Annotated in this window: 15 protein-coding genes; 14 read left to right on the forward strand and 1 reads right to left on the reverse strand. The window is 52.8% G+C overall.

Annotated elements, in window-relative coordinates; translation table 11 throughout:
- Positions 1 to 108 precede the first annotated feature (108 nt).
- The 4 genes from QU597_RS08545 to mgrA all read left to right on the forward strand — a co-directional run bounded on the left by QU597_RS08545 (position 109) and on the right by mgrA (position 3,514).
- Complete coding sequence (locus QU597_RS08545) at positions 109 to 858, forward strand: alpha/beta hydrolase (RefSeq protein WP_310832251.1); 750 nt, start codon at positions 109 to 111, stop codon at positions 856 to 858.
- A 27-nt stretch (positions 859 to 885) separates the two neighbouring features.
- Positions 886 to 1,650 (forward strand): HAD family hydrolase, encoded by a 765-nt coding sequence (locus QU597_RS08550; RefSeq protein WP_310832252.1) that lies wholly within the window; start codon positions 886 to 888, stop codon positions 1,648 to 1,650.
- Positions 1,651 to 1,680: 30 nt separating this feature from the next.
- Complete coding sequence (locus QU597_RS08555) at positions 1,681 to 2,418, forward strand: NAD-dependent protein deacylase (RefSeq protein ID WP_310832253.1); 738 nt, start codon at positions 1,681 to 1,683, stop codon at positions 2,416 to 2,418.
- A gap of 91 nt (positions 2,419 to 2,509) precedes the next feature.
- Positions 2,510 to 3,514, forward strand: coding sequence for an L-glyceraldehyde 3-phosphate reductase (gene mgrA / locus QU597_RS08560; protein WP_310832254.1), 1,005 nt, complete (start codon positions 2,510 to 2,512; stop codon positions 3,512 to 3,514).
- A gap of 67 nt (positions 3,515 to 3,581) precedes the next feature.
- Here mgrA and QU597_RS08565 read toward each other — a convergent pair whose 3' ends face one another.
- Entirely contained in the window at positions 3,582 to 4,439 is an 858-nt protein-coding gene (locus QU597_RS08565; RefSeq protein WP_310832255.1) for an AraC family transcriptional regulator, read from the reverse strand.
- A 235-nt stretch (positions 4,440 to 4,674) separates the two neighbouring features.
- Here QU597_RS08565 and QU597_RS08570 point away from each other — a divergent pair, with 235 nt between their 5' ends.
- The 10 genes from QU597_RS08570 to ptsP all read left to right on the forward strand — a co-directional run bounded on the left by QU597_RS08570 (position 4,675) and on the right by ptsP (position 17,759).
- Positions 4,675 to 5,853: a galactokinase gene (locus tag QU597_RS08570; protein WP_310832256.1), complete on the forward strand. Its 1,179-nt coding sequence runs from the start codon at positions 4,675 to 4,677 to the stop codon at positions 5,851 to 5,853.
- A 1-nt stretch (position 5,854) separates the two neighbouring features.
- Entirely contained in the window at positions 5,855 to 6,841 is a 987-nt protein-coding gene (galE, locus tag QU597_RS08575) for a UDP-glucose 4-epimerase GalE (protein WP_054939635.1), read from the forward strand.
- 38 nt (positions 6,842 to 6,879) lie between these two features.
- The gene (locus QU597_RS08580) at positions 6,880 to 8,460 is read left to right on the forward strand and encodes a UDP-glucose--hexose-1-phosphate uridylyltransferase (protein WP_310832258.1); all 1,581 of its coding nucleotides are present in this window, start codon (positions 6,880 to 6,882) and stop codon (positions 8,458 to 8,460) included.
- A gap of 157 nt (positions 8,461 to 8,617) precedes the next feature.
- A complete protein-coding gene (locus QU597_RS08585) occupies positions 8,618 to 9,781 on the forward strand; it encodes an iron-containing alcohol dehydrogenase (RefSeq protein ID WP_310832259.1) in 1,164 nt (387 codons plus the stop codon).
- Positions 9,782 to 10,005: 224 nt separating this feature from the next.
- Positions 10,006 to 10,542 (forward strand): NfeD family membrane protein, encoded by a 537-nt coding sequence (locus QU597_RS08590; RefSeq protein WP_310832260.1) that lies wholly within the window; start codon positions 10,006 to 10,008, stop codon positions 10,540 to 10,542.
- Positions 10,542 to 12,077 (forward strand): flotillin lipid rafts scaffold protein FloT, encoded by a 1,536-nt coding sequence (floT, locus tag QU597_RS08595; protein ID WP_310833265.1) that lies wholly within the window; start codon positions 10,542 to 10,544, stop codon positions 12,075 to 12,077. The genes QU597_RS08590 and floT overlap by 1 nt, the downstream gene beginning before the upstream one ends.
- A gap of 367 nt (positions 12,078 to 12,444) precedes the next feature.
- Positions 12,445 to 13,314, forward strand: a complete 870-nt coding sequence (gene glcT, locus QU597_RS08600) for a glucose PTS transporter transcription antiterminator GlcT (RefSeq protein WP_310832261.1) — start codon at positions 12,445 to 12,447, stop codon at positions 13,312 to 13,314.
- 293 nt (positions 13,315 to 13,607) lie between these two features.
- Positions 13,608 to 15,665, forward strand: a complete 2,058-nt coding sequence (ptsG, locus tag QU597_RS08605; RefSeq protein WP_236333838.1) for a glucose-specific PTS transporter subunit IIBC — start codon at positions 13,608 to 13,610, stop codon at positions 15,663 to 15,665.
- Between the two features lie 113 nt (positions 15,666 to 15,778).
- Positions 15,779 to 16,054 (forward strand): HPr family phosphocarrier protein, encoded by a 276-nt coding sequence (locus QU597_RS08610; RefSeq protein ID WP_310832262.1) that lies wholly within the window; start codon positions 15,779 to 15,781, stop codon positions 16,052 to 16,054.
- The gene (gene ptsP / locus QU597_RS08615; RefSeq protein ID WP_310832263.1) at positions 16,047 to 17,759 is read left to right on the forward strand and encodes a phosphoenolpyruvate--protein phosphotransferase; all 1,713 of its coding nucleotides are present in this window, start codon (positions 16,047 to 16,049) and stop codon (positions 17,757 to 17,759) included. The genes QU597_RS08610 and ptsP overlap by 8 nt, the downstream gene beginning before the upstream one ends.
- Positions 17,760 to 18,117 lie beyond the last annotated feature (358 nt).

Here is an 18,117-nt window from a genome sequence, read left to right on the forward strand (position 1 = left end):
ATTCAATCACAATGGAAAGCGCTATCAGGCGGATTAATTGTGGCGATCTGTTGAAGGTTGTTTGATTTCTTTGATTACTCTATAATTTTCTGTATGCAGTACACGGGAGTGAAACTATTGAAGAAATTAATATCCAGACGAAGAGTCCTCCTTTCACTTGCAGTGCTTCTGGTTATAGCAGGACTGCTGCTGTGGAGATATTTGACCCCGTATACCCCGGCTGAGAATGCCGAGTCTGCGCTGATCTCCGCAGGAGGAGTTACAGTAGAACAGAATGATAACTGGATTTCGTTTGAACCATCGGTAATATCGGGTACGGCAGTGATTTTCTATCCCGGCGCACTGGTTGAGGCCGAGGCTTATGCGCCACTGGCCCACAAAATCGCTGCCGCAGGGCATCCGTTTTACATAGCCAAAATGCCGCTCAATCTGGCGGTCATTAAGGGAGATGCCGCGGATGAAATGATCCGTGTGCATCCGCAGCAGTCCTTTGTGCTGGGCGGCCATTCTCTGGGCGGCGTAATGGCGTCGCGTTATGCTGCCGAGCATGCGGACCAGCTGGAAGGTGTGTTTTTCCTGGCCTCCTATCCGGATGAGAAGGGCAGCCTGAAAGATACTACACTGTCGGTCCTATCCGTGCTTGGAACGGAGGATAAGGTAGTCGACAGAGACAATTACAGTGAGGGCCGCGCTTATTTGCCGGGCAATACGGTATATTACTCCGTCACCGGCGGCAACCACGCCCAGTTCGGAAGCTACGGTCCCCAGAAGGGTGACGGGGAAGCGACGATTACCGAAGAAGAGCAGCAGAACCGCACAGCGCGGGCGATGCTGGACTGGCTGGGCAATCTTCGTTAGCCCGTATCCTGAGAGAGGAGGCGGAGTATGCCGCTGCTGCATGTGAATGATTTATCGGTACCCTGCCAAGCCATTTTGTTCGACAAGGACGGCACGCTGCTGGATTTGCTTGCAACCTGGGGAACCTGGGCGGAGCTGGTTCTGCAAGGGCTGGGCAATCAGCTGGCGCTGATGGGAGACGGCTTCAGCGGCGATCTGTCCGGGGTGCTCGGCACCCGGCATGATGCTTCCGGCCGGGTGATTGGCTACGATCCGGCCGGGCCGCTCTCCATGGCTACCGCCGAGGAGACATACGGTATTCTGGCCTGGCATCTGTACAGCGCCGGGGTTCCCTGGAACGAAGCGCTGGCCCGGGTGACAGCCATTGCCAAAGAGGCGATGAACGAGCTACGGACCCGCCGCATGGCAGTCCCTTTGCCGGAACTGCTGCCGTTCCTGCAGCAATGTGCCGCCGCCTCCTTAAAGCTTGGAGTCGTCACTTCGGACGGCTCCAGGACGACTGGCGAGCAGCTGGAGTGGATGGGGATTACCGGATACTTTCAGACTATAGTAACAAGGGACCGGGTTAGCCGCGGCAAGCCGGCTCCTGAAATGGCTGAAACGGCTTGCCGTGAGCTTGGAATTCCGCCGGAGTATACAGTCATCATCGGCGACAGCAATGCAGATATGCAGCTCGGCAAAGGTGCCGGCCTGCGGCTCTCCATCGGGATTTCTCCGGAGGGATCCTCCGGTCATTTACTGGATGCTGACGCTGTAATTGCCGGTTATCATCAGCTTCGCCTTACATGTTGAACTCTTGCTTAGAAAGGATGCGTGTAGACCATGGATCAATTGCAGACACTGGTTTCCTGGATCAAGGACAGCGGCAACATTGTATTTTTCGGAGGGGCAGGCACCTCTACCGAAAGCGGGATTCCGGATTTCCGCTCCGCAGCGGGCTTATATCAGACTGAGCATAACTCCCCGTATCCGCCTGAAGTGATGCTAAGCCGCAGATTTTTTATGTCCTCACCGGACGTTTTTTTTGATTTCTACCGCAGCAAAATGATCCACCCGGAGGCACCCCCGAACGGTGCCCACCTGCTGCTGGCAGAGCTGGAGCGCCAAGGCAGGCTGAAGGCAGTGATCACCCAGAATATTGACGGTCTGCATCAGCTTGCAGGCAGCCGCACCGTGTTCGAGCTGCACGGTTCGATACACCGCAATCATTGCATGAGCTGCAGCCGGTTTTACGATCTGGATCGGATCATAGAGTCGGCTGAGCGTGTGCCCCGCTGCACCGAATGCGGCGGCATCATTAAGCCCGATGTGGTGCTGTATGAGGAAGAGCTGGATCATGATGTGCTGTTGGGCTCCATCGCGGCAATAGCCGCTGCTGATCTGCTGATCATCGGCGGAACCTCGCTTACCGTGCAGCCGGCAGCCAGTCTCGTCACGTATTTCCACGGACGGCATACGGTCCTGCTGAACGGCGAGCCGACTCCCTACGACCATCATGCTGATCTGATCATAACAGACCGGATTGGTGAGGTTATGGGGAGAATTCAAGAGCAGCTTTGAACGGTTTTTTAGGATGTGAGATTACAATGAAGTCGTACGGTTTAAAATAGGGTAATGCAGCAACAGAGGAAACGAGAGGCAGGGATCAGCAATGGTATATGTGGCTAGCGATGAACGGTATGAAATTATGCGTTACAACCGCTCGGGCAGATCGGGCCTCAAGCTTCCGGCCATATCACTGGGACTGTGGCATAACTTCGGCGGGATCGATGCCTATGAGAACGGCCGGGAAATGATTACACGCTCGTTTGATCTCGGCATTACCCATTTTGATCTGGCCAATAATTATGGTCCGCCTGCCGGTTCGGCAGAGGATTTATTCGGCAAAGTGCTTGCCCGTGATCTTTCCGCCTACCGTGATGAAATGGTGATCTCTACAAAGGCGGGATATTATATGTGGCCGGGGCCTTACGGTGACTGGGGATCACGAAAATATATGCTGTCCAGCCTGGATCAGAGCCTGAAGCGGCTGGGGCTGGACTATGTTGATATTTTTTATTCGCACCGTCCGGATCCGCACACCCCGCTAGAAGAGACAATGGGAGCGCTTGATCATGCCGTGCGTACCGGGAAAGCGCTCTACGTTGGAATATCCAACTACACGGCGGAGCAGACCCTGGAGGCCATCCGGATCCTGAACGGGCTGGGCACGCCGCTGCTGATTCATCAGCCGAGGTATTCCATGCTCGACCGCTGGATTGAAGGCGGCCTGCAGCAGGTGCTGGAGGAGAACGGGGTCGGCAGTATCGCCTTTACTCCGCTGGCCCAGGGGCTGTTGACCAATAAATATATGAACGGGATTCCCGAGGACTCCAGAGCTGCCGGCCCGTCCACCGCGCTGAGTGAAAGCCGGATCACACCGGAGGTGCAGCGCAAAATCCGTGCCCTCAATCAGCTGGCCGTCTCACGCGGCCAGAGCCTGGCGCAGCTTGCGCTTCAGTGGACGCTCCGCGGCGGTAAGGTGACTTCGGCGCTGATCGGCGCCAGCCGGGTATCCCAGATTGAAGAGAATATCGCCGCCTTGTCCCACGTCGAATTTTCGCAGGAAGAACTGGACCGGATCGAAACGATTCTCAAAACTGAGAGTGAAGCCTGACGGCTGATGCAGCAACAGCCCGTTTCCTGGGATGGAAACGGGCTGTTTGCCTTTATCAGTACCGACTCTATTTCTCTCCATGCCTGGCAGTGGTCAGTCGGTAGGACGTCGGGGATTGGCTGCAGAAACGCTTGAACTGGCGCGAGAAGTACAGCGCATCGGTCAGGCCGACAGAAGCGGCAACCTGTTCGACTGACAGCTCCGGACGCTCGCGCAGCAGCTGGCGTGACTTCTCAATGCGCAGCTTGAGCAGGTAGGTGACAGGCGACAGGCCGGTCTCCTGCTTGAAAATCCGCGACAGGTAGGCGCGGTTATAGCCCAGGCTGCCGCACATTTGCTCAATGGACACCGGATGGGCATACTGGGAGGCCATATAGTGGATCATTTGCTTTACTGTACGTTTGACCTGCGATTCCGCCCCCGCCAGCCGCGAGGAGGAGAGGTGGCGTTCAGCGGCTTCTCCGATAATCAGATACAGATAGCCGAGTGAAGTGAGATGGGCGCTCTCCTTATTGGCATAGAAGGATTGCATCATCCCGGCTACAGCGCCGGGGATCACCGTGCCTTCTGCGGTGGTGAGCACCGGCTGCTGCGGCGAAAAGCCGGCCTGCAGCACAAGCTCATCCGCATCTGCTCCGGTAAATGCCGCCCAGCGGTAACGCCAGGGCTGCTGCTGATCCGAGATGTAGCTGACGAGCTGGCCCGGGTGGATCAGGAAACAGTCTCCCGGACCCAGCGCGTATTTGCGGTGCTCGGTGGTAAAGTGGCCGAAGCCGGATTCGATGAAATGGAGCAGATAATAATCGTAGATCTTCGGACCGGCCTGATGCACCGGCAGGGTCTGGCTTTCGCCGGCAAACAGCACATGCAGATTCTGCTTATCATAGTAAACGGGGTTTGAGCCTACGGAATAGGTATGTTCCACGCTGACAGATCCTTTCCTTAAGTTAACGCTATCAATGCCCTGTATGCAGGCAAAGGGGGGGAATGCTGCTTATCCGGCCTTTACAAAGTATAACGTGCGAAGTCACATTTATCCATACATTACACACATGATTGCATTATCAGGGCAAGTCTGATTTTATTATAATGTAAGCATAAAGAACGCATTAATATTCCCGCAAGCCAAGTGAAAACAGCGAAAGGATGGAGTGGCATTAATGAGCATACAGGAACTTAACAGCAAATTTATCGAGAAGTACGGCGAAAGCACCGAGGAGGCGCGGGTATTTTATGCTCCGGGCCGTGTGAATCTTATCGGAGAGCATCTGGATTACAACGGAGGTTACGTGTTCCCGGCAGCACTGGACTTCGGCACTACCCTGATCGTGCGTCCGCGCAGCGACGGTAAGGTTCGGTTCGCTTCCACGAACTTCCCTTATGAAGCTACTATCGACTACAGTGAAATCGGCAAAGCCAAAACCGGGGAATGGGTGGATTATCCAGTCGGTGTCCTGGTGGAGCTGGCGAAGAAAGATCTTCCGCTCTCCGGCGGCTACGATCTGCTGTTCCACGGTGATATTCCGAACGGCTCCGGCCTTTCCTCCTCGGCTTCCATCGAAGTCGTGACCGGCTTTGCCTTCCTGTCGCTGCTGGGCGGAGATACGGATACTGTAGAGATTGCCCTGTTGTCCCAGCGCGCAGAGAATCAGTACGTGGGTGTCAACTCGGGGATTATGGATCAGTTCGCAGTAGCCAACGGCAAACGCGACCACGCTATTCTCCTGATGTGCGACACGCTGGAATACAGCCTGGTGCCATTTGCAACCGGCGCCTATAAGCTGGTAATTGGCAATACGAACAAGAAGAGAGGACTTGTGGATTCCAAGTACAACGAGCGCCGCAGCCAATGCGACGAAGCGCTGGCTATTCTCAAGCAGGAAGTGCCTTCCCTGTCCTATCTGGCAGAGCTTAAGCCTGAACAATTCGAGCTCCATCAGGATAAAATTGCTGACGAGACCGTCAGACGCCGCGCCCGCCATGTTGTGGAAGAGAACCAGCGTGTGCTTGACTCTGTGGAGGTGCTGAAGAACAACGACCTGAAGCAGTTCGGCCTGTTCATGAACGACTCCCACACTTCGCTCCGCGATCTGTATGAAGTGAGCTGCGAGGAGCTGGATGTTATGGTTGAAGAAGCACAGCGGATTCCTGGTACGCTCGGTTCCCGAATGACCGGAGCAGGGTTCGGCGGATGTACAGTATCGCTGGTGCACGAAGATGATGTGGAACGGTTTATCCGTGAAGTAGGCGAAGCTTATACAGCAAGAACCGGTCTTACCGGCGAATTCTATGTATGCGGCATCGGCAACGGTGTAGAAGAACTAGAAGGAGTGAAATAAGATGGCGATTCTAGTAACAGGCGGAGCAGGGTATATCGGATCTCATACAGTGGCGGAGCTACTGGACCGGGGTGAGGAAGTTGTAGTAATCGACAATCTGCTGACAGGGCACCGCGAGGCGCTGCTGGGCGGCAAGCTGTATGAAGGCGATCTGCGCGATAAGGCGCTGCTGGCGAAGCTGTTCTCCGAGAACAAGATTGAAGCGGTAATTCATTTTGCCGCCAGCTCGCTGGTTGGTGAGAGCATGAAGGACCCGGTTAAATACTACGATAACAATGTGTACGGCACCCAATGTCTGCTGGAAGCCATGCAACATGCCGGTGTGGACAAAATCGTCTTCTCCTCCACGGCGGCAACCTACGGCGAACCGGAAAAGGTGCCGATTGAAGAAAGCGACCGCACAGAGCCGGCAAATGTATACGGTGAAACCAAGCTGACCATGGAACGCATGATGGCCTGGTTCGACAAAGTACTCGGCATCAAATATGTGGCACTCCGCTACTTTAACGCTGCGGGCGCCCATAACAGCGGTAAAATCGGCGAAGACCACCGTCCGGAGAGCCATCTGGTTCCGCTGGTGCTGCAAACAGCACTGGGCCAGCGCGAGAGTATTGCCGTCTTCGGAGATGACTACCCGACGGAGGACGGAACCTGCGTACGCGACTATATCCATGTCAGCGATCTGGCCGATGCTCATATCCGCGCGGTAACCTATCTGCGCAGCGGCAGCGCAAGCAATATTTTCAACCTTGGTAACGGTCTAGGCTTCTCGGTAAAGCAAGTGATTGAAGCTGCTAAGAAAGTGACAGGCCGGGATATCCCGGTTGTTGTCCAGGAACGCCGCGCCGGTGATCCGGCGGTGCTGGTGGCTTCCTCCGCCAAAGCGCGTTCGGTTCTCGGCTGGAATCCGCAGCGTGCAGACATCGAAGATATCATTCAGAGCGCCTGGAACTGGCATTCTGCGAATCCGCAGGGTTACGGAGAATAATACACAGATTACGCTAGACCACATGAAGGAGAATTAACATGCCTAACGATAACCATACCGCTCCCGCTGGGCAGCAGGCGCTGTATGCGATCGAACAGCTTGTCCTGTTCGCTTCGCACCACCAGCTGATCCAGCCGGCGGATGTCGATTACAGCCGCAATGAACTGCTCGACCAGTTCGGATTCAGCGAGCCTTATGCTCAGGAGTTCAACGAAGCTCCGCTGACCAGTCCGCAGGCACCGCTTGATGTGCTGATTGATTACGGCTTCGAAACCGGGCTGATTCCGGAGAACACCGATACGTACCGCGATCTGCTGGATGCCAAAATCATGGGGCTGCTGATGGCCCGGCCATCGGAGGTTAACGCCGAGTTCTACAGCCTTACTGCCGAGCAGGGCATAACTGCGGCTACAGACCGCTTCTACAAGCTGAGCATCGATTCCAACTATATCCGGATGGACCGTGTCGCGAAGAATGTCTACTGGCTGCAGGATTCGCCGTACGGTGACATTGAGATGACGATCAATCTGTCCAAGCCGGAGAAAAGTCCGAAGGAAATCGCCATGGCCCGGCTGCTGCCTCCGCCGGTCTATCCGAAATGCCAGCTCTGCCGCGAGAATGTCGGTTATGCCGGCCGGGTGAATCATCCGCCGCGTCAGAACCTGCGCATTATTCCGATGGAGCTGAACAACGAGAAATGGTTCTTCCAGTATTCACCGTATGTGTACTATAACGAGCATTGCATCGTCTTCCATCATGATCATGTGCCGATGAAGCTGACCAAGGATACGCTGAAGCGGCTGCTCTCCTTTGTAGAGTCATTCCCGCATTATTTCATCGGCTCCAATGCGGATCTGCCAATTGTTGGCGGGTCAATCCTGACCCACGATCATTTCCAGGGCGGACGGCATACCTTCCCGATCCAGAAAGCGCCGAAGGAGGACAGCTTCACTCACGCCTCTTATCCTGGTGTAAGCCTGAGCATCGTCAAATGGCCGATGTCGGTGCTGCGTCTGCACGGGGAAGACCCGGCAGTGCTTCTGGAATGCGGAAATGCGCTGTATGAAGCCTGGCAAGCCTATAGTGACCCGGAAGCCGATGTACTGGCGTTCAGTGACGTAGATGGAGTGCAGACTCCGCATAATACGGTTACTCCTATTGTGCGCCGTGCAGAGGACGGCGGTTTCGAGATGGATCTGGTGCTGCGCAACAACCGGACCAGCGAGGAGTATCCTGAAGGGATTTTCCACCCGCACCGGGAGATGCACCATATCAAGAAGGAGAACATCGGCCTGATTGAGGTAATGGGGCTGGCGATCTTGCCGGGACGCCTGAAAGAAGAGCTTGATGCGGTTGCCGGCATTCTTGCCGGAGATCAGGCGCTGCAGCAGGCAGTGAAGAATGAAGACGGCCACGCGCTGGCACTGCATGCCTCCTGGATCGACGAGCTTGTCGAACGCTTCGGTACGGGACTTGACCGTGAGGAAGCTGTTAAGGTTGTACAGAATGAGGTGGGCATCAAGTTCACTCATATTCTGGAGCATGCCGGAGTATACAAACGGACACCGGAAGGACAGGCAGCCTTCCGCCGGTTCGTCCAAAGCTTCGGTGCAGTATAAATAAGAAGTACAAACTCCTGATGGAATGTCCCGGCCCTTGCGGCCCGGGGCATTTCTTATGTGCCGGAGGAAGATGGCTGCGCCGATTTGTATGCGGCCCGCCGGAGGTCTATAATATACTATTGCATCCTATTTTCTAAACTACGGAGGTACACATATGCGTAAATTTGAATTTCATAACCCTACCAAGCTGATATTTGGACAAGGAACCTTGCAGGCGCTGCAAACGGAAGTGCCGAAATACGGTAAAAATGTACTGCTGATGTACGGGGGCGGCAGCATCAAACGCAGCGGTCTCTATGATAATGTGCTTGCAGAGCTGAAGGCAATCGGAGCGGTCGTTACAGAATTGGCCGGAGTTGAACCGAATCCGCGCTTGTCCACTGTACATAAAGGCGTGGAACTGTGCCGTGAGCACAATATTGAGCTGATTCTTGCTGTCGGAGGCGGAAGTGTGCTGGACTGTGCCAAAGCTGTAGCAGTAGGAGCGAAATATGAAGGCGACATGTGGGACTTTGTAGAACGTAAGGCCGCTCCGCAGGGCGCACTGCCGCTGGGCACGGTGCTGACAATGGCAGCGACGGGTTCGGAAATGAACAACGGTTCAGTAATCACGAATGAAGTTACCAAGGAAAAAATGGGCTGGGGCAGTGTACATGCCTTCCCGGCATTCTCTATTCTTGATCCCGAAAATACCTTCTCTCTGCCGCGTGACCAGACCGTCTACGGCATGGTGGACATCATGTCCCATACGCTGGAGCATTATTTCCACACCGACGGCAACACCCCTGTGCAGGACGGCTTCTGTGAGACGCTGCTGCGCACCGTCATTGAAACGGCTCCGAAGCTGATCGAGGACCTGAACAATTATGAGCTGCGTGAAACGATCATGTACTGCGGAACAATGGCGCTGAACGGGATGGTGAGCATGGGCTTCGCCGGTGACTGGGCTACCCACAACATTGAGCATGCTGTCTCCGCGGTTTATGATATTCCGCATGGCGGAGGATTGGCGATTCTTTTCCCGCAGTGGATGAAGTACAATCTCAGCACGAATCCTGCCCGCTTCCGCCAGCTTGCGGTGAACGTATTCGGAATTGATCCTACCGGTAAAACGGATGAAGAAGCAGGACTGGAAGGAATTGAAGCCCTGCGCAGCTTCTGGGATTCCATTGGCGCTCCGAAGACGCTCGGTGATTATGACATCGATGACAGCGAAATCGGCAGCATGGCCGATAAAGCAGTGCGGTTCGGGCCTTTCGGCAACTTCCGCAAGCTGCAGCGCGAGGATGTTGTGGAAATCTACAAAATGGCGCTTTAAGATCCAGAAGCCTCTTTCTGGGCCCAATAGTGGCTGCATTAGTATCAAGACAAGCCGTTCCGTAATAGGAGCGGCTTGTCTTTTTTGGCATGAAATGTTGTTGAATTCCATGGGGCTTAAAATCCAATAATGAGATAATCATCCAAGTTTGTGAAACCAAGGACATGGTTTGTGCGTTTAACCTAGTATGACAGTCCGGAACTACGAGACGGGAGGAGTAAATTATGCAAACGCTGTATTTGGGCTGTTTGGCACTCGGCGTAATTTTTGCGGTGGTCAGTGTACTGGTGGGGGATCTGATCGGGAGTGCTCTGCACGGGATTTTTGATTTTATCTCGTTCGATTTCCTGAATCCTGCAGTGCTGGCAGGAGCAGTTACGGTATTCGGAGGGGCAGGAATACTGCTTACGCGCTACAGCGGGCTGGAAGATGGTGCTGTTCTTGCCTTGTCACTGCTGATAGCGGCGTTTATGGCGGTGGTCCTGTATCTCGCAGTGATCAAGCCGATGGATAAAAGCGAGATGTCGACAGGCTTCTCTATGAATGACCTGCCGGGTAAGATCGGGGAAATTACGGTCCCGGTTCCGGCGGCAGGCTATGGGGAGATCATGGTGAAGTTTGGCGCGGGAAACAGCCTGCATACGGCGGCGAGCTTTGAGCACCAGCCCCTCCCTGCCGGGATCAAGGTGGTTGTAGTAGATGTGCGTGATGGTGTCGCGCTGGTATCGGAATTTGAAGAGAGAAAAGGAGCGGATATGTGATGGTTGATATTCCTGATTATTTATTAATTCCTGCAGTAGTTGTTGCTGTACTGTTTGTGCTGGGGATCGCATTCTGGGCCCGCTACAAGACAGTAGGACCTGATGAAGGGATGATTGTTACCGGTTCGTTTCTTGGCAGGAATCATATCTCCGATGATGGCTCCGGCCGCAAAATCAAGATTGTCCGCGGGGGAGGCGCCTTTATCCTTCCGGTGTTCCAGAAGGCAGAATTTATGTCGCTGCTCTCCCATAAGCTTGATGTGACAACCCCGGAAGTATACACCGAGCAAGGGGTTCCCGTTATTGCCGACGGCGTAGCGATCATTAAGGTGGGCAGCTCCACTGAGGATGTGGCAACAGCTGCTGAGCAGTTTATGGGCAAACCGATCGATGCGCTGAAAAGTGAAGCCCAGGAGGTACTGGAGGGCCATCTGCGGGCCATTCTCGGTTCAATGACCGTAGAAGAGGTATACCGAAACCGGGACCGTTTTGCCCAGGAGGTGCAGGGAGTCGCAGCGCGTGATCTGAAGAAGATGGGGCTGCAGATCGTCTCGTTCACGATTAAAGATGTGCGTGATAAGCATGGCTACCTTGAAGCACTCGGGAAGCCGCGGATTGCCGCTGTGAAGCGGGATGCGGAAATCGCTGAAGCGGAAGCGCTGCGGGATGCGCGGATCCAGAAGGCGAATGCGGAGGAGCAGGGGCAAAAAGCAGAGCTGCTGCGTGATACGAACATCGCCGAAGCGTCGAAGGACAATCAGCTCAAGGTCGCTGCGTTTAAGCGTGATCAGGATACAGCCAAGGCGGAAGCCGACCAGGCGTACCATATCCAGGAGGCGCGTGCCAAGCAGACAGTGGTAGAGGAGCAAATGAAGGTTGAGCTGGTCCGCAAGGAGCGCGAAATCGATCTGCAGGCTAAGGAAATCCAGGTCCGCGAGAAGCAGTATGATGCGGAAGTGAAGAAAAAAGCGGAAGCCGACCGCTATGCGGTAGAGCAGGCAGCGGAAGCTGACAAGGCCAAACGGATGCGCGAGGCGGATGCCCTGCAGTATAGCATCGAGACCCAGGCTAGAGCGACATCCGAGCAGAAGCGGCTGGAGGGCCAGGCGGTGGCTGATGCGGAGCTGGCCAAAGGTAAAGCGGAGTCCGAGGTTATCCGGCTGCGCGGTCTTGCCGAAGCGGAGGCCAAGGAGAAGCTGGCTGAAGCCTTCCAGAAGTTCGGTGAAGCTGCGGTCCTCGACATCATCGTCAAGATGCTGCCAGACCTGGCCGGCCGGATTGCGGAGCCGCTGGCTTCCATCGATAAGCTTACAGTGGTGGATACCGGTAACGGCGAAGGTGCAGCCCGGGTCAGCAATTATGTGACCCAGCTGATGTCCACCGCTCCGGAAATGCTGAAGAGCGTCTCCGGCATTGATGTGGAGGCGCTGATCAAAGGACTCACCAAGAAGTCCGTGCCAGCACCAGCAGGCAATATCATTCAAGCTGTGCCGCAGCCGCAAAGTCCGGCTGAGAGCAAGGAGTTAAACGAATAGCTGATACCATGAAGTGCTTATAAAGGCGGTGCCACACTTCTCCCACTGAGGCTCCTTTATGAATCAGCACGTTTCCTGCAACAGCAGACGTGCTGATTCTTTTGTATTCAGGCACGGACTGCAAGCTTTGCGAAAGAATCAGATCGATCGGAGGGGAACAGAGCAGCAGCCTATATGGTGATTGCCCTTTTCCTGGTCTACAAATATTCCGGAAGAACCTTCCGTGTAAAATGACTGCTCTCCCGGTACTCTTCTAATAACCGATTCTTGATGTTATGATGGTAGCTCAAGTATAATCTACACATGCTGCTATGATAGACAGGCTGCTCGAAGAAACAGGTATTCAGAAGTAAAAGAGGTGTCAGAAGTGGGCAGCATAACAGTGGCCAAGGTACTCAATAACAATGTAATTATTGCCCAGCACCCCCAATATGCCGAAGTCGTCGTGATTGGCAAGGGAATCGGGTTTAACCGTAAAAGCCGTGACAAAATCAATCTGTCCTCCGTGGAGAAGATGTTTATTCTCCGCAACCAGGAGGAGCAGGAACAGTATAAGCAGCTGGTTCCCCAGGTAGACGAGAAGCTCATTGAGGTTGTGCAGGAAATCGTGCTGCATATTATTCAGAGCAGCAGTCAGCCGCTCAATGAACACATCCATATTGCACTTACAGATCATATTTCATTTGCCATTCGCCGTAATGAGCAGAATATCGCGATTCACAATCCTTTTCTGTATGAGACCAAAGAAATTTATCCGGAAGAATACAGACTGGCAGAGTATGCGATAGGAAGGATTAACGAGATAATGGCGGTAACTTTGCCGGTCGATGAGATTGGTTTCGTTGCCCTGCATATTGTCAGTGCGCTCAGTAACCGCGATATCTCGGAGGTGAAGCAGCATTCGCTGCTGATCGGAGATTTAGTGAGCCTGGTGGAAGATAATTTGAATTACCGTGTTCCGCGTGATTCGCTGGATTATTCAAGGCTGGTCACCCATCTGCGTTTCGTGCTGGAAAGGCTGCGCCGCGGTGAAACGGTGCGGGAAACCTCCTCCCTGGATGGTCTGATGAAGCGTGAGTATCCGGAAATGTACATGCTGGCCTGGAAGCTGACCAAAGTCATTGAACAACGGGTCCGTATTCCGGTATATCCGGCAGAAGTAAGCTATCTGACGATTCATTTGCAGCGCCTGGCCCAGAAGAAAGAGGATGAGGCGGATATGGAGCAAGAGCGGTAAGCGCTGATGCCACAAAGGTTTTTTTTGGGGGTTAATGTATAAAAATTATTTTATTCAAAATCATGCTTGCAACTTTAAATTATCGATGCTACAATGATCCCTGTTATCCATGAACAGAATACCAACGTGTAACTGATACGATCAGGCATGAGTGATTTACAGTATTTATGGTTGTAATCCCCTAACTCGGGGTAATCTAACTTTAGTGTTAGAAGGCAACCTGTATGCTGTATTGCTCATGCCTTTTTTGGCGTTTTGTTTGGGAAGAAATTTAGATTAAGGAAGTGACCTCAATGTTCAAAAAGTTGTTTGGCGTTTTGCAGAGAGTCGGTAAGGCTCTGATGCTTCCTGTAGCAATTCTGCCTGCGGCAGGTCTGCTGCTCGGAATCGGCAACATGCTGGTTAACCCTGACTTCCTTCAATATGTTCCGGCATTGGAAAACGATGTGGTTCAAGCCATTGCCAATGTATTGATGAACTCAGGACAAATTGTCTTTAGTAACCTGTCACTCCTGTTTGCAGTCGGGGTAGCCATTGGGCTTGCCGGCGGTGAAGGGGTAGCCGGACTCGCAGCAATCATCGGTTTCCTGGTCATGAACGTGACCATGGGTACCGTGCTTGGAATCAATGAATGGGTGCTGAGCAAGCAGGACTTTGCTTATGCCAGCGTCCTGGGGATTCCAACCCTGCAGACCGGTGTGTTCGGCGGTATCCTTGTCGGGATACTCGCAGCGTCTATGTACAAACGCTTCTTCCGCATTGAGCTGCCGTCGTACTTAGGCTTCTTTGCCGGAAAACGCTTTGTGCCGATAATGACGGCTGTAACCTCACTGATCCTCGGTCTTGCACTGACGATCATCTGGCCGCCAATCCAGCATGGCCTGAACTATGTGTCGCAGAGTATGATCAACACGAATCTGACGCTTTCGGCCTTCATTTTCGGGGTCATTGAGCGTTCATTGATTCCTTTCGGTCTGCATCACATTTTCTACTCGCCATTCTGGTATGAATTCGGAAGCTACATCGATAAAGCCGGCAACCTGGTCCGCGGGGACCAACGGATCTTCATGCAGCAGCTGCGTGACGGTGTAGAATTCACAGCGGGTACCTTCACTACCGGTAAATATCCGTTCATGATGTTCGGTCTGCCGGCAGCGGCACTGGCGATTTACCATGAAGCCAGACCCGAGCACAAAAAGGTTGTCGGAAGCTTGATGGTATCTGCAGCGCTCACTTCCTTCCTGACAGGGATTACAGAGCCGCTGGAATTCTCATTCCTGTTTGTTGCACCGCTGTTGTTTGCAGTACATGCGATTTTTGCCGGACTGTCCTTTATGACCATGCACATTCTGAATGTGAAGATCGGGATGACCTTCTCCGGCGGTTTCATCGACTATGTATTGTTCGGTATTATCCCGAACCGTACAGCTTGGTGGCTGGTTATTCCGGTAGGTCTGGTGATTGCTGTAATTTACTACTTCGGATTCCGCTTCGTTATCCGCAAGTTCAACCTCAAAACTCCGGGCCGCGAAGATCCGTCTGATGATGCGGACGAAACGGATGGAGCAACCGTCTCCACTAGCGGTGACGACCTGCCGCGCAACATTCTATCTGCGCTAGGCGGCAAAGAGAACATCACGCATCTGGATGCCTGCATCACCCGTCTCCGGGTTGAGGTTAAGGATAAAGCGGGTGTCGATAAGAACCGTCTGAAGAAACTGGGCGCTTCCGGGGTGCTTGAAGTCGGAAACAACGTTCAGGCGATTTTCGGAACTCGTTCCGATACCATTAAATCGCAGATTCAAGATGTTATGAACGGCAGAACACCTTCGCCTGCCCCGGCTGCCCCGCAGCCTGAGCTTGAAAAAGCAGCAGGCGAACAAGGAACAGCGATCATTCCAGAGGACATTGTTTCTCCGGTTAACGGCGAGCTGCTTGATATCACGCAGGTTCCTGACGCTGTCTTCTCGCAAAAAATGACAGGCGACGGCTTTGCCTTCCTGTCCAATGACGGCAAAATTGCTTCGCCGGTATATGGCAAAGTATTCAATGTATTCCCAAGCAAACATGCAATCGGCATTATGTCCGACGGCGGCAAGGAAGTACTTGTACACATTGGCGTAAATACAGTGAAGCTGAAGGGTCAAGGATTTACAGTTCTTGTCGAAGAAGGCGATCTGGTAGCAGCCGGACAGCCGATTATGGAAGTGGATCTGGAGTATGTGAAAGCCAATGCGCCTTCCGTTATTTCACCGGTCATCTTCTCCAATCTGCCGGAAGGTTCTACAGTTACTTTGAAAAAGCCGGGCAAGGTTGTTATCGGCGACAAGGATATCATCACGATTCAGTAAAATGTGCAATGGCGCAGCGCATCCATTATAATCTAGTGGAGGCGCTGCCCTCACTTATAAATATATGCGATTAACAACAATACCAAAATGAACAGAAAGCGAGTTGGATTATTATGCAAAAAACTTTCAAAATTATTGACGAAGATGGAATTCATGCACGTCCAGCAACTGCCCTGGTAAATACAGCTACTAAATTTAAAGGTACAGAAGCTTTTGCAGAAGCAAAAGGTAAAAAAGTAACTCTGAAATCCATTCTCGGTGTATTGTCCCTGGGTCTTGAAGCAGGTGACACCCTCAGCCTGATCACTGAAGGCAGCGAGGAAGCCGAAGCACTCAGCGCATTGCAAGAAGTGATGATCAAAGAAGGGCTGGGAGAGATTCATGAGTAAAATTTCAGGAATCGCGGCTTCAGCAGGTATTGCAGTAGCCCGTGCATTTATCCTGGAACATCCGGATTATACGATTACGAAGACTGCGGTAAGCGATGTGGAAGCCGAACTGGCCAAACTGCAGGACGCCCTGGAGAAATCGAAGGGCGAGCTGCAGGCCATTAAGGAACGTACACTTGCTGAGCTTGGCGAGAAGAAAGCGGAGATTTTTGAATCTCACCTGCTGATTCTTGAAGACCCTGAGCTGATCAGCCCCGTAATGGATAAAATCCGTGAAGAAGCGGTTAATGCAGACTACGCTTTGAATGAAGTAGCTACACAATTCGTAGAAATGTTTGAGAATATGAAAAGCGCGTACCTGCAGGAACGCGCCGCCGACATGCGCGATGTAACCAAGCGTGTGTTGAACCATCTGCTCGGTATTCATTACGTGAGCCCTGCAGAGATTAATGAAGAAGTTATCGTTATTGCGCTGGATCTGACTCCATCTGATACAGCACAGCTGAACCGCAAATTCGTTAAAGGTTTCACAACGAATATCGGCGGACGTACTTCCCACTCGGCGATTATGGCCCGTTCTTTGGAAATTCCGGCAGTTGTCGGCACCAAAAATGTACTGTCCTTGGTTAAAGCAGGCGATCTGGTTATTGTCGACGGTTTGAGCGGCGATGTCTTGATTAACCCTAGCGATGCTGAAGTGGCAGAGTATAAAGCGAAGCAGGAAGCATACGATCTGCAGATTGCAGAGTGGAAGAAGCTCCGCGATGAAGCAACCGTATCTGCTGACGGCAAGCATGTAGAGCTGGCTGCCAATATTGGTACTCCTAATGATGTGACAGGTGTAATTGAGAATGGCGGCGAGGGCGTAGGCCTGTATCGTACGGAATTCCTTTACATGGGCCGCGATAAGCTGCCTTCTGAAGAAGTTCAATACAACGCTTACCGTACTGTACTCGAGAACATGAACGGCAAACCGGTTGTTGTGCGCACACTGGATATCGGCGGCGACAAGGAGCTGCCTTATCTGGAGCTTCCGAAGGAAATGAACCCGTTCCTCGGCTTCCGCGCTATCCGCCTGTGTCTGGACCGTCAGGATATTTTCCGCACCCAGCTGCGCGCTTTGCTGAGAGCAAGTGCCCACGGCGATCTGCGGATTATGTTCCCGATGATTGCCACACTGGGTGAATTCCGTGCAGCCCGCGATCTCCTGCTTGAGGAAAAAGCGAAGCTGCGTGAAGAAGGCAAGGAAGTCTCCGACAGCATCCAGCTCGGCATCATGGTAGAGATTCCTTCTACCGCTGTGCTGGCTGACCAATTCGCCAAGGAAGTTGATTTCTTCAGTATCGGAACAAATGACCTTATTCAATATACAATGGCTGCCGACCGTATGAATGAACAGGTATCGTACCTGTACCAGCCATACAACCCGGCGATCCTGCGTCTGGTCAAAATCGTGATCGACGCGGCGCATGCTGAGGGCAAATGGACCGGCATGTGCGGTGAAATGGCCGGTGACTCCACCGCGATTCCACTGCTGCTTGGACTGGGTCTTGATGAATTCAGCATGAGCGCTACTTCCATCCTGCCGGCACGCAGCCAGATTTCCAAGCTGTCCGCTGCGGACATGAAGGAAATGGCGGCTAAGGCGCTGCAGCTCGGCACTGCCGAGGAAGTTGCTGCACTTGTGCAGAGCAGCGTACAGTAATTCGTTTCAAGCTTGAAGCAAGATCCGTTTTGGCAAGTTCACTTTTCCAACTACTCTATGCCGGTCTCCTAACAGGAGGCCGGCTTTTTTTTATGGCCGCTGAAATCAGAAATACATCAATTTACAGTGGCTGTTTGACGAAGAGCAGGTTATACTTTCGTTAGAATAGCAACTTTCCCTTTATTAGCTTAAGTGTGAACTCGTAACTGCCGATATATGAAGTGTAGGATACAGAATAGGCTGTTGGACCCAAACCTGTGAACATAGTGTTACATATACTATTTTGAGCCAAGTTATTTGGTTGAATCCAGAGTAAAGATACTCGATGCAACTCACTTGCAAAAAGGTGCAAGTATTA

It is taken from the genome of Paenibacillus pedocola (genome assembly GCF_031599675.1).
Taxonomy (GTDB): Bacteria; Bacillota; Bacilli; order Paenibacillales; family Paenibacillaceae; genus Paenibacillus_AQ; species Paenibacillus_AQ pedocola.